The organism is Actinomadura alba, assembly GCF_014323705.1.
GTDB lineage: Bacteria > Actinomycetota > Actinomycetes > Streptosporangiales > Streptosporangiaceae > Actinomadura_C > Actinomadura_C alba.
Window position 1 is genome coordinate 12,607 of sequence record NZ_JABVEC010000011.1, and the last position, 13,665, is coordinate 26,271.

The 13,665-nt window shown below is 69.9% G+C and carries 17 protein-coding genes and 1 pseudogene; 7 read left to right on the forward strand and 11 right to left on the reverse strand.

Going from position 1 to position 13,665, the window contains the following annotated elements:
- Positions 1–9: 9 nt before the first annotated feature.
- From HKK74_RS16115 to fdxA, 4 genes are all read right to left on the reverse strand, one after another.
- On the reverse strand, positions 10–495 hold the full coding sequence (locus HKK74_RS16115; RefSeq protein WP_187244041.1) for a DUF2617 family protein: 486 nt from the start codon (positions 493–495) through the stop codon (positions 10–12).
- A complete protein-coding gene (locus HKK74_RS16120) occupies positions 495–1,091 on the reverse strand; it encodes a DUF4178 domain-containing protein (protein WP_187244042.1) in 597 nt (198 codons plus the stop codon). The genes HKK74_RS16115 and HKK74_RS16120 overlap by 1 nt, the downstream gene beginning before the upstream one ends.
- A 324-nt stretch (positions 1,092–1,415) precedes the next feature.
- Complete coding sequence (dapC, locus tag HKK74_RS16125) at positions 1,416–2,528, reverse strand: succinyldiaminopimelate transaminase (protein WP_222722350.1); 1,113 nt, start codon at positions 2,526–2,528, stop codon at positions 1,416–1,418.
- 119 nt (positions 2,529–2,647) lie between these two features.
- Positions 2,648–2,971 (reverse strand): ferredoxin, encoded by a 324-nt coding sequence (fdxA, locus tag HKK74_RS16130; protein ID WP_187244043.1) that lies wholly within the window; start codon positions 2,969–2,971, stop codon positions 2,648–2,650.
- A 96-nt stretch (positions 2,972–3,067) separates the two neighbouring features.
- Here fdxA and HKK74_RS16135 point away from each other — a divergent pair, with 96 nt between their 5' ends.
- Positions 3,068–3,328 carry a putative acetyltransferase gene (locus tag HKK74_RS16135; RefSeq protein ID WP_187244044.1) on the forward strand — a complete coding sequence of 87 codons (261 nt, stop codon included), beginning with the start codon at positions 3,068–3,070 and terminating at the stop codon, positions 3,326–3,328.
- Positions 3,329–3,407: 79 nt separating this feature from the next.
- On the opposite strand, the gene HKK74_RS16140 is transcribed toward HKK74_RS16135, so the two are convergent.
- Together HKK74_RS16140 and HKK74_RS16145 are read right to left on the reverse strand one after the other, a co-directional pair.
- Positions 3,408–4,316: a hypothetical protein gene (locus tag HKK74_RS16140; RefSeq protein ID WP_187244045.1), complete on the reverse strand. Its 909-nt coding sequence runs from the start codon at positions 4,314–4,316 to the stop codon at positions 3,408–3,410.
- Between the two features lie 246 nt (positions 4,317–4,562).
- Positions 4,563–4,753: pseudogene (locus HKK74_RS16145) on the reverse strand (enoyl-CoA hydratase-related protein); the annotation flags it as partial.
- Between the two features lie 349 nt (positions 4,754–5,102).
- Here HKK74_RS16145 and HKK74_RS16150 point away from each other — a divergent pair.
- The 5 genes from HKK74_RS16150 to HKK74_RS16170 all read left to right on the forward strand — a co-directional run bounded on the left by HKK74_RS16150 (position 5,103) and on the right by HKK74_RS16170 (position 9,332).
- Positions 5,103–5,948, forward strand: coding sequence for a class I SAM-dependent methyltransferase (locus tag HKK74_RS16150; RefSeq protein WP_187244046.1), 846 nt, complete (start codon positions 5,103–5,105; stop codon positions 5,946–5,948).
- A 64-nt stretch (positions 5,949–6,012) separates the two neighbouring features.
- Complete coding sequence (locus tag HKK74_RS16155) at positions 6,013–6,681, forward strand: cysteine--tRNA ligase (RefSeq protein ID WP_187244047.1); 669 nt, start codon at positions 6,013–6,015, stop codon at positions 6,679–6,681.
- 120 nt (positions 6,682–6,801) lie between these two features.
- Positions 6,802–7,833, forward strand: coding sequence for an LLM class flavin-dependent oxidoreductase (locus HKK74_RS16160; RefSeq protein WP_312881526.1), 1,032 nt, complete (start codon positions 6,802–6,804; stop codon positions 7,831–7,833).
- Between the two features lie 171 nt (positions 7,834–8,004).
- Entirely contained in the window at positions 8,005–8,568 is a 564-nt protein-coding gene (locus tag HKK74_RS16165) for a hypothetical protein (protein WP_187244048.1), read from the forward strand.
- Positions 8,562–9,332 (forward strand): hypothetical protein, encoded by a 771-nt coding sequence (locus HKK74_RS16170; RefSeq protein ID WP_187244049.1) that lies wholly within the window; start codon positions 8,562–8,564, stop codon positions 9,330–9,332. The genes HKK74_RS16165 and HKK74_RS16170 overlap by 7 nt, the downstream gene beginning before the upstream one ends.
- Here HKK74_RS16170 and HKK74_RS16175 read toward each other — a convergent pair.
- The 3 genes from HKK74_RS16175 to HKK74_RS16185 form a co-directional block, all read right to left on the reverse strand.
- Positions 9,273–9,989, reverse strand: a complete 717-nt coding sequence (locus HKK74_RS16175) for a C40 family peptidase (RefSeq protein ID WP_187244050.1) — start codon at positions 9,987–9,989, stop codon at positions 9,273–9,275. The genes HKK74_RS16170 and HKK74_RS16175 overlap by 60 nt on opposite strands.
- Before the next feature lie 73 nt (positions 9,990–10,062).
- Positions 10,063–10,551: a ribonuclease E activity regulator RraA gene (gene rraA / locus HKK74_RS16180; RefSeq protein WP_187244051.1), complete on the reverse strand. Its 489-nt coding sequence runs from the start codon at positions 10,549–10,551 to the stop codon at positions 10,063–10,065.
- A gap of 59 nt (positions 10,552–10,610) precedes the next feature.
- On the reverse strand, positions 10,611–11,066 hold the full coding sequence (locus HKK74_RS16185; RefSeq protein WP_187244052.1) for an Lrp/AsnC family transcriptional regulator: 456 nt from the start codon (positions 11,064–11,066) through the stop codon (positions 10,611–10,613).
- A 174-nt stretch (positions 11,067–11,240) separates the two neighbouring features.
- Here HKK74_RS16185 and rocD point away from each other — a divergent pair, with 174 nt between their 5' ends.
- Positions 11,241–12,434: an ornithine--oxo-acid transaminase gene (gene rocD / locus HKK74_RS16190; protein ID WP_187244053.1), complete on the forward strand. Its 1,194-nt coding sequence runs from the start codon at positions 11,241–11,243 to the stop codon at positions 12,432–12,434.
- Between the two features lie 129 nt (positions 12,435–12,563).
- Here the strand turns inward: rocD and HKK74_RS16195 are convergent, their stop codons facing one another.
- A complete protein-coding gene (locus tag HKK74_RS16195) occupies positions 12,564–13,082 on the reverse strand; it encodes a flavin reductase family protein (RefSeq protein ID WP_187244054.1) in 519 nt (172 codons plus the stop codon).
- Positions 13,083–13,089: 7 nt separating this feature from the next.
- Positions 13,090–13,659 carry a DUF6113 family protein gene (locus HKK74_RS16200; protein ID WP_187244055.1) on the reverse strand — a complete coding sequence of 190 codons (570 nt, stop codon included), beginning with the start codon at positions 13,657–13,659 and terminating at the stop codon, positions 13,090–13,092.
- Positions 13,660–13,665 lie beyond the last annotated feature (6 nt).

The following is a 13,665-nucleotide window of genomic DNA, read 5'->3' on the forward strand; positions in this document are numbered from 1 at the left end:
TCCGGTCGGTCATCCCGTGGCCTCCAGCCGGGTCCGGGTCTCGACGATCTCCATGGTCTGCGGGTAGGCGTGCCAGGTGCGCCAGCCGAGACCCGCGGCCATGGCGATCGCCGTCACGGCGTACGGCGAGCCCGGGAACGTGCCCGTCAACGCGTCCGCACGGCCGGTCAGCCGCCGCCCCACCTCGTCCACCGCCGCCTCGAAGCCGGCCCGGTCGTACGCGCGGGTGCCGGCGGTGAAGTCGTACGACCAGTCGCCGACCGTCCGGATCACCTCGCCCGGCAGCGGCCCCGAGAGGCCGGGCAGGCACGCGACCGTCTCGCTGATCGGGCCGGCGACGACCTGGTGCGAGGCTCCGAGCAGGCGCAACTCCACCCGCACCGGCCCGCGGGTCACGGTGAGGGTGGCGAGGGCGTCGACCGGCGGCAGGCCCAGGGCGAACCCCAGGGCGTCGGCCCGCGTGTCGACGTAGACCGCGTCGAGATCAGTGAGCATCAGCTGCCCGGATAGATGGTCATCGTGCCCCGAGGCACCCGTTCCCCGGTGCCCGCCTCCCAGGCTCCACCGTTGAACCGCTCGAAGGAGAGGAAGCGGCCACCGGACGCCTCGTAGTCGGCGTACTCGACCCGGCCGTCCTGGCCCAGCCCCGTGGTCCCCTCGGTGCGGTATCCGGCGGTGCCGTGCTCGTCGCGCCGGTACTCCACTCCGTCGAACGTGATCGTCGGTTGGTCGGGCACGAGTTCGCCGATCTCTGCCTCGGTCCACCAGACCACCTCCAGGTCGGGGTCCTCCTCGACCGAGACCCACACCTTGTGGCCCGCCGTGGTGTCGGCATCCAGCAGGTGCTCATCCCAGGTGAAGCCGCCCTCACGCAGTCGTACGGACCCCCGGACGAAGTAGCGGACGCCGAGGTACTCGACCATGTCCCCCGCCTTGAGCGCACGCGGGTCGCCGGCGACCTCTCCCACCGAGGCGAACGGGTCCCGTGGAGCCGGGGGCGTCTCCTGCGGCTCGCGGCGCCTGCCGCGGAGGACGATGACGATGAGCGCGGCCAGGATCAGCACGAGCAGGATCGCGATGAAGACTTCCATTACGCGTGCCCCCCACGCAGAAACGAACAGCACTGAGCCGGATACCGGATTTCCGCCGGATCCTATCGACATCCGTCGCTATAAGCCCAGCCGGCACCAGACGATGGCACTTGTCGGCCGCGATATGCCGTTATTCGACCGATTCGCTTGACTTCCGTCCGTTGGGGCGCACGTCAGCATCGGCCCACCACGGAGACGAACCGGCCTTCCGGGGCACTCAAGCCGCCCGGTGTCGTCAGAGCCGACCCGGCCCCGTCAGCGCCGCCGGGGGCCGGGTCAGAACGCCCGGGGCGGGGTCAGAACGCCCGGCGCCGCCCGGTGCCGTCAGAGCCGCTCAGCGGCGGCGGCCACGCGATCGTCGGTGGCGGTGAATGCGACCCGGACGTGGCGGGCGCCGTCGGTGCCGTAGAAGTCGCCCGGCGCCACGAGGATGCCGAGCTCGGCGAGATGCGCGACGGTGTCCCAGCAGGGCTCTTCGCGGGTCGCCCAGAGGTACAGCGACGCCTCCGAATGGTCGATCCGGAACCCGTGGCGCTCGAAGGCGATCTTGAGCGCCGCCCGGCGCCGTGCGTAGCGGGCCCGCTGCTCCTCGGCGTGCGCGTCGTCGTCGAGCGCGACGGCCATGGCCGCCTGTACGGGGGCGGGCATCATCATCCCCGCGTGCTTGCGCACGGCCAGCAGCCGCGCGACCACGTCCGGGTCGCCCGTGACGAAGCCCGCGCGGTAGCCCGCCAGATTGGAGCGCTTGGACAGCGAGTGCAGGGCGAGCAGCCCCTCGTGCGACCCCCCGCAGACGTCCGGGTGCAGGATCGACACCGGCTGCCGTCCGGGCGCGGTGTCCCAGCCGAGCTCGATGTAGCACTCGTCGTTGACGACGAGCACGCCGCGCTCGCGCGCCCATGAGACGACCTTGCGCAGATGCTCCGCGGGCAGCACCGCCCCGGTGGGGTTCGACGGTGAGTTGAGCCAGATGAGTTTGGGGGCGACCGGTCCGAGCGACAGCAGCCCGTCGGTGGCGACGGGATCGGCTCCGGCGAGCCGCGCTCCCACGTCGTACGTCGGGTAGGCCAGCCGGGGGAAGACCACCTGGTCGCCGGGCCCCGCGCCGAGGAGCGTGGGCAGCCAGGCGACCATCTCCTTGGTGCCGATGGCCGGCAGCACGGCGGCCGGGTCGGCGTGCACACCGAGCCGCCGGCGCAGCCACCCCGCCGCGGCCGCACGAAGCCGCGGCGTGCCGTACGTCAGCGGATAGCCGGGCGCGTCGGACGCCTCGCTCAGCGCCCTGCGCACCGACTCGGGCGTCGGATCCACCGGGGTGCCGACCGACAGGTCGACGATGCCGCCCGGATGCCGGCCCGCGATCTTCTTGTACGGCTCCAGCCGGTCCCACGGAAAATCGGGCAGCGCCCTGTTCATGACCGCATCGCTTCCGTTCATCGCCTCGCTCCGCGCACGGCCCGCCCCCACATAACTCAAGGCCGTGACCTTGCGATCCTACCCAGGGCAGGCTGCAAGATCACGGCCAAGGTGAGCGCGCTCCGAGAGGAACCCGGTGCCTACTCCGTGGTCTGCGGAGGAAGCGCGGCAACGATCGGGTGGTCCTTATCGATCTTTCCTACCTTGGACGCGCCGCCTGGCGAGCCCAGGTCGTCGAAGAACTCCACGTTCGCCTTGTAGAAGTCCTTCCACTGCTCGGGAGTGTCGTCTTCGTAATAGATCGCCTCTACCGGGCACACCGGCTCGCAAGCACCACAGTCGACGCACTCGTCGGGGTGGATGTAGAGCATGCGCTTGCCCTCGTAGATGCAGTCGACAGGGCACTCTTCAATACATGCCTTGTCAAGCAGATCCACACAGGGCTGCGCGATGACGTACGTCACGTCATGACTCCTCTCGGGCCTCGTCTCGGCTCAACGCAAGCCTATGTACCTAATATTGCCGTGCCCAACCGGTAGATTCGACCTGGGGGTTGCCACATGTCCTACCGTTTTGCGGCCCGGCTCGTCGTCACCGTGACACCATCCGATGTGGGTCAGCGGGTCTCGCTGCGTCGTCGGCTGACCACCGGAGAGTACAGCGATGTGGTGGGCATACTCGAATCATGGTCCGACGGGATCCTGCAGGTGCGGAGGCGCACCGGTGAGCTCATAGAGGTTCCCGAGAACATCGTCGTCGCGGGCAAGGTCGTCCCCCCGGCACCACCCCGCCGCCGTCCCCGCACCGAGCCGTCCGGATGATCGCTCGGCCGCACGCCCTGTGCGGCACGATGCGCAACCGGCGGCCCCGCGCTCACCCGCATCGCGGGCCCCGGGCGGTTCAGGATCTGCCTCTGGTCAGCCGCCGAGCAGGCAGGCGACGACCTCGCGGCGCCAGTGCCCGGGCGGCCCGCTGAAGGCGCGCGGCGGCACGACCGTGAGGAAGGACGCCGCTCCGGGCGCCACGGGATCGAGGCGTAACCGGATCTCGACCGCCGCCCCAGGCCGGCCCGCGTGACCGGTCGTCCTCGGACGTCACGGTGACCACCTCGGCGATCTCACGGAAGGCACGCCCCGGCTCGGCGTCGAGATCGGCCCAGTGCGCTTCCAGCAACGTCTGCGCGAGCCCGTTGAGCACATCGCACCAACCCCCAGCGAGGTCGGGCGGGATGCGGTCGGCCAGAAGCTCGGGCAGGCCGAACCGGGCGAGCCCGCCGGTCGTCATCCGCATGCCGCGGCGGATGTCGGTCTCGTCGGCCGAAACGGCGACCTCCAGCCAGTCGGCCACGCCGAAGCCGTCGCGGTGGCGCAACGCGCACGGCGCCCACCGGATCCGCCGGAGGAGCGGCGACTCGGGGTCGAGCAGGATTCCGCCGGTCGAGACGGCGAGTGCCTCTGCGGTCGTGGCCGCCGTGTAGACGTGCAGCGGCGGCCAGGCCGGGCCGTGCGTCGCCGTGACCAGGAGATGCCGCTCCGCCGAGCACAGCCTCGCGAGCGCCGCCGGAGCGAGGTGCGGGCCACAGTCGGAGCAGCCCAGCAGTTCCACCATGTGCGCGAACCACGGCTCACCGGATGCGATCACATCGACTCGCGGGGCGACGTCGACGAGCGTGCCCTCACCCCGGCATAACGCCGTGGTGGCGCGTCCGCCCGACCGCTCGGTCAGGCCGCACGGCATCCGCTCGGGCGCTGCGACGACGTACATGGCCAGGAGTTTCTCCGGCACGGTGAGGATCACGGTGTTCGCCATGCCACGAAAGCTACGCCGTGGATCCGACAGTCTGTTCGATCGGCTGCCACTCGTGTACAGAGGCGTTTACTCTCGTCTTGACGAATCATCGGACTTGACTCCCAGAGCCGGACCGACACCTCCGGCCTTCTCATCTGTTCGAGCGGTTCGAATCGTATGTTCGAATTACAGCGGCACTGACTCCCCCGGTCGCCGAGACGACCGGAGCGGCTCGGGCGGCGACGCCGGCCGCTTCTCCAGGAACCACGGCAGGAACCAGCTCGACGCGGCCTCGGTGACGACCCCCGGCGGGCGAAGACGGAGCCGAACCGAGCGGTGTCCGACGCCGGCCGCACGTCCATGGGCAACGTCATCGTGACGCCGGCGCCGACGGCCGGCCCGTTGATCGCGCCGATCACCGGCTTGAGGCAGCGCGCGATGCGCAACGCGACCGTGCCGGCGCGTGCCGTCCGCCAGCAGATCATCGTCTCCGGCGAACATGTCATGCCGCTCCGCGGCGTGCGACGTGTCCGGAACCACCCTTGAGGCACGGATCCGAACGAGATGCCAGGGGCGCGGTGGTTCCGGTGTCCCGATACCGATCTTGAACTCGGCCGGGCGACCGGCACGTGGCGTCGAGGCTCCCGCGCCTCCACGGCCGACCCTGCGCGGGGCGCGGCACTCGCCCGTCCGGTCCGGCCCGCACGGCGTCGTCGCACCGCGGACGGCCTGTGAGAAACGTCATGACACCGGGTGGCGAATGTGAACTGTAGGTCACCAGCATGAATTGTCGGATATCTTTCGGATATGAACTGGGCCGTCGCGACATATGACTCCGCCTTCGGGTATGTCTCCGCGCACGGCGCACCCCTCATCGACCTGCTCGACCCGCAGCCGGGGGAACGCGTCATCGACCTGGGCTGCGGCACGGGCACCTTCTCCGCCGAGATCAACGCGCGCGGCGCCGAGGTCCTCGGCATCGACGGCTCCCGGGAGATGATCGCTCAGGCAGCGTCGCTCCACCCATCGATGTCGTTCGCGGTCGGCGACGCGCACGACTTCACGGTGGCCGAGCCGTACGACGCCGTGGCCTCGAACGCCGCCCTGCACTGGATGACTCGCGACCCGGACGCGGTGATCGCACAGACCCACGCGGCGCTGCGCCCCGGCGGCCGGTTCATCGCCGAGATGGGCGGCGCGGGCAACTGCGCCGAGCTGATCACGGCCATGCAGACGGCTTGGCGGGTGTTCGGCCTGGACGAACCCGAGCTGCCGTGGTACTTCCCGACCCCCGCGGAGTACGCGACCCGGCTCGAGGAGGGCGGGTTCACCGTCCGGCTCCTGGAGTTCTTCGACCGGCCGACCCGCATGAGCGAGGGCCCGAACGGTGCCGCCGACTGGGTGCGGCTGTTCGCACCCGAGGCGCTCGCCGAGGTGCCACCCGAGATCGCCGAGCCGCTGCTCGACCGGATCAACGTGCTGGCCGCACCCGCACTGCGCCGCGAGTCCGGCTGGGTCGCCGACTACGTACGGCTGCGGTTCGCGGCGATCCGCAAGCCCAACAGCAGCGGCCCGCTGCCCGAGCCGGGCGGAGCCGACGCCGAGACCTCTTGGCCGAGCAGCGCGCCCACCCCCGCACTCGACCCGATGTAGGTCCCGGACGTCACGGCCGGGCTCAGCCGCGCCGGGTCGCCGGCACGGGTCCTACGCTGAGGGCATGCTCCGGTTGTACGACGCTCGCACGGGCCAGGTCGAAGATCTCCCTCGGGCCCGCTTCCTGCGGGTCCACGTCAGCGGGGGCGACCTGCGCTCGCGCATCCTGGGGGACGTCATCCGCAGATTGGCGGAACGGCATCGCCGGCAGATCCTGCTGACGGCCTCGGACGGCCGCGACCTCACGGCGCTCAACATCCCCCCGACCGATCAGGACGCTCCCGGCGATGCCGATCTGAACGTCGGACGAGGCCCGGGCCGTCTCGTGGCCGTCGCCCCCACCTCCGAGGAGCCGTCGCTGACGGAGCTCGCCGAGCGGGGGCTCGATCCGCTGTCGGTACGACTGGCGATGCTCGAACGTCCCTACCGGGAGCCGTTGGAACTGGACTCGAGACAGGTCGAGACGGCCGACCGGGAACTGCGGCGGCTCCGCGAGAGCGTCGCCGGATGGGCCGAGGAGCCGTCCAAGCCGGTGCACGGGGACTACCGGGCCGAGCTGATCGAGGCGCTCGACTCGGACCTGGACACGCCCAAGGCACTGGAAGCGCTGCGCCGGCTCGCCGCGGCCGAGGTCCCGCCGGGGTCGAAGTTCGAGACCTTCGCCTATGCCGACATGGTGCTCGCACTGGATCTCGTCCGTGACGTCGGCCGCTCCCGCACACCGCCGCGTTAGGCGTTCCCGACCGCATCGGCGGCCGTCTCCGGCACGGCGCACCTGTCACTCGGAAGCGTCGGCCGACACCGACTTTAAGATCACGGGAATCGGACATGGACGGCACCGGTTATCCGGTACGTGGCAGACCAGGCTGACTTCCGCATGTCCGTACTCGACCTCGCCCCGGTGAGCAGCGACTCGACACCGGGCGCGGCGTTGCGCGCCAGCATCGATCTGGCGCGGGCGACCGAGGCGCTCGGCTACCACCGCTACTGGGTCGCCGAGCATCACAGCATGCCCGGCATCGCGAGCTCGTCCCCCGCCGTGCTGATCGGCTACCTCGCCGAGGCGACGAGCACCCTGCGGCTCGGCTCCGGCGGCGTCATGCTGCCCAACCACGCCCCGCTCGTGGTGGCGGAGCAGTTCGGAATGCTCGAGACCATGCACCCCGGGCGCATCGACCTCGGGATCGGGCGGGCGCCGGGCACCGACCAGGTCACCGCCCACGCCCTGCGGCGCACCACCGACCTGTCGGCCGACGACTTCCCGCAGGAGCTCGCCGAGCTCATGGCGTTCATGGACGGCACCTTCCCCGAGGATCACCCCTACCGGCGGATCAAGGTCGTCCCGGGCGGGCGACCTGCGATCTGGCTGCTCGGCTCCAGCGGCTTCAGCGCGCAGCTGGCCGGGGTCCTCGGCCTGCCGTTCGCGTTCGCCCACCACTTCAGCGCCCAGAACACCGACGCGGCTCTGGAGCTCTACCGCTCGTCCTTCCGTCCCTCGGAGACCCTCGACCGTCCCTACGCGATGGTGACCGCCGCCGTGGTCTGCGCCGACACCGCACAGGAGGCCGAGCGGCTGTCGGCCCCGATGGGGCTGTCCATGCTGCGGCTGCGCAAGGGCGAACCAGGGCTGCTGCCCACCCCGGAGGAGGCGCTCGCGTACCCGTACACGCCGCAGGAGGCCGGGCTCGTCGCGTCGATCACCGAGTCGCACGTGATCGGCGACCAGGAGACGGTGCGGCGCGGCCTCGCCGGGCTTCGCGAGCAGACGCGCGCGGACGAACTGATGATCTCCAGCAACATCGGAGACCCCAAGGCCCGGCTCCGCTCGTTCGAGCTCGTCGCCGAAGCCCATCCGGAGGTTTTGCGGGGAATCGCCGACGCTTGACCGGTCCGAGAGCCCACCGCGCCGATGCTTAGAGCGGCGGATGGCATTTCATCGTGGCTTCATCAAGGCGGAGCAACGCCAGGCTGACGAATCCCTTTTCTCGCTTCCTGCACATCTGTAAGCTTTCGCGGGTACTCCGCCTTGGTGTCGGCCAATTGATCAGGGGTTTCGATGAGCTCCCGGTTCGCCCCCCTCCTCGGCGGGCTCGGGTTGGCCATCGCGGTCGCGGGCTGCGGGGGTTCGGGCTCAGCGGGCACGTTCCGCCCCTCCGGCGACGCCGGCGGCCGGTCCCCGACCGGCGCCGCTCCGGCCGGAACCCCGGGTCCGGTCGACACCGCCGCGCTGTCGCCCACGATCATCGCCCAGTACAAGCGCTTCCAGAAGGTCTACGAGACCTCCTTCGCCGACAACGACACGAGCGAACTGGCCGGGGTCGCGACCGAGCCCATCCTTGGCCAGCTCATGCGGACGGCAGAGCGCGCTCGGAGCCAGGGAATCGTCTGGCGCTATCACAACGTCCTCAACCCCAGGCTCGCGTTGATCACCAAGGACGGGCGGCAGGCGGTCGTGCTCGACTGCGTGTACACCCTGGGCGCGTTCAAGTACGACGCAAGGACCGGCAGGCAGCTCACCGCCAACAGGACGGGCGGGCACACGAGATACCGAGCGCTCATGCGGCTGGTCGACGGCACCTGGAAACTCTCCGACTCCCGATCCGAGGTCAGGAAATGCTGATCAGATCCTCCCTGCTGATCACGGCGATGACGGTGGGCGCCGGGGCGACCGGCCTCGTCGCCCCGGCGGCCGCGTTCGCGCCGCGCGTGACGGCGCCCAAGCCCCCGCCCAATCACTGCAGCACGACCACCTGCACCGCCGGCGGGACGATACCCGGCCGGGACGGCAGCGGAGGCGACACTCCCTCCGGCGGCGGAGGCGGCACGATCGTGCAGGACCCGTGCGGCGGCGACCCGCAGTGCGTCATGGGCAGCGTCAGCGGCCCACAACCGGCCGGGACCCCCACCGTCGCCGATGTGGTCCAGATGGCCATGGACGGCCTGGAGCGGCCCGTCATGAAGATCCAGACGAGCCCCCGCACCCGGAGCTACGTCGGCCTCCGGACCTTTCTGTGGGTCGACCGCGGGCAGTGGACGCCGAAATCGAACCCCGTCTCGGCCGGCGGCCACACGGTGACCGGCACGTCCACCCCGGTGGAGGTGGTCTGGAACCTCGGCGAGAAGACGATCACATGTACCGGTCCCGGCACCCCGTACAACCCCAAGCGTCCGGAGAACCAGAAAGGCACGTGCACCCACGTCTACCAGAAGTCCTCGGCCGGTCAGCCGGGCGGTGAATACCAGATCAGTGCCACGGTCAACTGGCGTGTGACCTGGGTTTGCGAGCCCGCCTGCGGAAGTGGTGACGCAGGCATGGTGGCGGGCCTAAGCGCAGTAGAACAGCTGCCCGTCGGGGAGATCCAGACCGGCTCCCGGAGCGGATGAATCGAGGCACGGCGCACCGGGCACCATGGGCTCCAATGGCTCGACGATGCTGCGCTCACGCAGGTTCTCTGGTGGCTGCACAGGCCGCCGGCCACGCCATACATAAGGCCGGGCGGGCCTGACCGCCCCGACCATGCTGCGCGCGTAATGGCCCCTCAACCGGGCCACCCGCACGGTCTTTCCCGCACGCGGCGAATGGATGAATCTACCATTCCCGACGTACATCCCCACATGACCGAATCCATGGAAGAAGATCAGGTCGCCCGAGCGCAGCCGGGAACGGCGGACCTTCTTGTGGATGCGGCGGTACTGGCTTCTGGCCACCCGTGGGATATACACTCCGGCCGACCGCCAAGCCCGCTGGACAAGGCCGGAACAGTCATAACCACGCGGCCCGGTGCCGCCCCAGCGATAGGGCTTGCCGCGTTGCCGATAGGCGAATCGCACCGCTTGTGCCGCCTGATCCTGCGCGGTCATGAAGCGGTGCGACCGATCTCGCCACGCCAGGGCCTGGCGAAAGGCATCGGCTTGTGCCGTCATGTCTATATGACGCAGAGGTATGTGCGCTTTGTACTCCTTGGCCCAGGCCACCGGTCCCGAAGCGACTGCCAGTGCGATACCGGTCGCACAAGCGACAACCTTTAACGGAATGGTCATACCTGACTTCCTTCTCTATGGGTTGAGCGCGGTTAGGTAATTACCCAAGATCCAAAACATAAACCCATAATCTTCAGCGCAGACGGCGATGCGCCACGACGATTCCGTCCTCATCGCTGTAGAGCCAGTCTTCGGGGCGGAACTCCACACCGCCGAAAGACACCGGCACATTGACGTCACCGACACCGTTTTTGGCACTCTTGCGAGGATTGGAACCGAGGGCTTTCACACCCAGATCCAACGCGCGGAGTGCGACCACATCGCGCACCGCTCCATTGATCACCACGCCGGCCCAGCCCCGCTCCACGGCGGAGGCGGCGATGAGATCGCCCATCAGTGCCGAGGCGAGCGATCCTGCCCCGTCCACGACGAGAACCTTGCCCGCACCCGGCGTGCCCAGCACATCCTTGACCAGCGCGTTGTCGCGAAAGCACCGCACGGTGGCGACGGGCCCCGCGAAGGCCGGTCGGCCGCCGTACTGCCGGAACTGCGTCTCGCAGCTCTGAAGCTCGTCTTCGAAGTCGTCGATCAGGTCGGCCGTGGCGAACTCGATGGCGGTCATGCGACCGGAGGGTAACAAGCCGGGGCGTCCCCTGCGTGAGCGTCCTGTCGTACGGCGGTCTAGGACGTGGGAGCGTCGGTGGGGCGGCCGATCAGCCGGGACAGGACGATCGTGGTCTTGGTCTGCACGATGTTCTGCTCGCGTCGCAGCCGTTCCAGCACCGCTTCCAGGTGCTGGATGTCACGCGCCCGCAAGTGCACGAGAGCGCTCGCCTCCCCGGTGACGGTGTAGGCGGCGACCACCTCCGGATGCTTGCGGACGCTGGCGTAGATCTCCTCGGGTGCCGTCGCCCCGGTACAGAAGATCTCGATGAACGCCTCGGTCGTCCAGCCGAGCGCGGCGGGGTCGACGACGGCCGTGTATCCGGTGATCACGCCGTCGTGCCGCAGCCGATCCACCCGTCGCTTCACCGCCGGAGCGGAAAGTCCGACGGCATCGCCGACCTGGGCATAGGACGCACGAGCGTTCTGGAGCAGCTGCGCAACGATCTGATGGTCAATGTCGTCAAGACGCAACGATCAGCCCTTTCTCAGCGCGGGTTCGTTCTTGGTCGTCCCTCGTTGCCGAACCTACGCTGGTGGAAGTACACCACCATCTCGCGGGGGTGCGATCACGCCCGGCATCGCCCGGGCGGCGACCCACCGCACGGCAACGCATCGAAACACACAGCAACGCACCGAAGGAGCGCCGTGACCCAGTCGGCCCAGCTACGTGCCCTCTCCGAGGCGCACAGCGCACACAACTACCATCCGCTTCCCATCGTGATCGCCGAAGCGGACGGCGCGTGGGTGACCGACGTCGAGGGCCGTCGCTACCTGGACATGCTGGCGGCGTACTCCGCGGTCAACTTCGGCCACCGCAACCCGCGGCTCATCGCCGCCGTCAAGCGGCAGCTCGACAGGGTCACGCTGGTCAGCCGGGCCTTCGACCACGACCAGTTCGGCCCGTTCTGTGCGGAACTCGCGGAACTCGTCGGCAAGGACATGGTCCTCCCGATGAACAGCGGCGCCGAGGCGGTCGAGACGGCGCTCAAGACCGCGCGCAAGTGGGGCTACGAGGTCAAGGGCGTGCCCGCCGACCAGGCGAACATCATCACGTTCGAGGGCAACTTCCACGGCCGCACCACCACGATCGTCAGCTTCTCCACCGATCCGGACGCCCGGAACTCCTACGGCCCCTTCACCCCGGGTTTCCGCACCGTGCCGTACGGCGACATCGACGCCCTGCGCGAAGCCGTCGACGACTCGACGGTCGGCGTTCTCATCGAGCCCATCCAGGGTGAGGCGGGCGTGAACGTCCCGCCGAGCGGCTTCCTCACCGCCGTCCGGCGGCTCTGCACCGAGGCCGGCGCGCTGATGATCGCGGACGAGATCCAGTCCGGTCTCGGCCGTACGGGCACCACGTTCGCGGTCGAGCACGAGAACGTGATCCCGGACGTCTACATCCTGGGCAAGGCGCTCGGCGGCGGCATCCTGCCGGTGTCCGCGGTGATCGCGGACTCGGACGTCCTCGGCGTCTTCAAGCCCGGCCAGCACGGATCCACCTTCGGCGGCAACCCGATCGCCTGCGCCGTCGCCCGCGAGGTCATCGCCATGCTGAGGACGGGCGAGTTCCAGGAGCGCTCCGCCAGGCTCGGCGCGCACATGCACGAGCGGCTCGGGCACCTGCCCTCCGACCTGGTCCACGAGGTACGCGGCCGGGGACTTTGGGCCGGAGTCGAACTCGGCGTCCGGGCGCGTCCGGTCAGCGAGAAGCTGATGGAGCTCGGCGTACTCGCCAAGGAGACGCACGAGACGACCATCCGGCTCGCGCCGCCGCTGACCATCGGTGAGCAGGACCTCGACTGGGCGCTGGACCAGGTCGAGATCGCGCTCAAGGCCTGACCCGACCCGGCCGCGGCGCCCCGGCAGGGGCGCCGTGGTGCGTCGTCGGGGGCCACACGAGCAAGGCGCACCCGCTGGAGCGGAACCCGGCCCGCCCAGCGGGTGCTCTGGGCGCTCAGACCGCCCGTCCTAGGTGAGGCCTCGGTAGCGGCCCTCGTAGTACACGAGGGGCCGGCCGGCCGGGTCGGGGCGCGAGACGCCCAGGACCTCGCCCACCACGATGCTGTGGTCGCCACCGTCGTGCACCGCGTGCGTGCGGCACTCCAGCGCGGCGAGGGCGTCCGAGAAGATCGCCGCACCCGTGTGCGCACCCCGGACGGTGTTCCACCCCGACAGCCGCCCGTCCAGCGGGCGACCCCTGATGGCGAACCACTGGGACGCGTCCCGGCCGCCCTCACCGAGGACCGACACGGCCCACTCGCCGGCCGACACGACCACGTCGTGGAACCGGGCGACCTTCTCGGCGCAGAAGAGCACGAGCACGGGATCGAGCGACAGCGAGGTGAACGCGCTCACGGTCATCGCGTGGTCGACACCGTCCGCGCGGGTGCTGACTATGGTGATCCCGGTCGCGAAGCGGCCGACCACCCGGCGGAACTCATCGCGGTCGACGGCGCCCTCGGGCGGCGGGAGGGGCCCGGCGTCCACCACCGGATCACCGCGCCCGTGAGTCGACGTCGACTCCTCTGAGCAGCCAGGAGCCGGCCGACCGGGAGAACGCCGCGACGACGGCGACGAGCCCGGCGATCATGCCTCCGACCATGAACAGATAACCGGGCGTCGTGCCCGTGATCACGAGATCGCCCTCCGGGCGTCTGGCCGACATGAGTACGACGACGACCAGCCAGGGCACCGCCGGCGCCAGCGCGCCGAGTGGCGAGCACATCGCCCAGGCCGCCAGCCGGAAGCAGGCGAAGTTGAGCAGTACGAGGACGATGGCGGCGACCGGCACCGAGCCGATCGTGCCCGAGAACAGGAATGAGCCGATCAGCCCGAGGACGAACCCGAGGACGGCGAGCACGCCGTAGGCCGCCCCGCTCACGAACGCCTCGAGCCGTTGCCCCAGGGCCCCGGAGCCGGGAGCGTGCGGGTCGTCGGCCTGCGCGCCCTGCTCCCGCATCGGCGGTCCGTACGACAGCGGCGGCTGGGGGGACGGGACCGGCGGTTTCCGGCCGTCACCCTCGTCCGGAGACGGATCGACCCGCTTACTCTCGTCCTCGCCCACAAACGC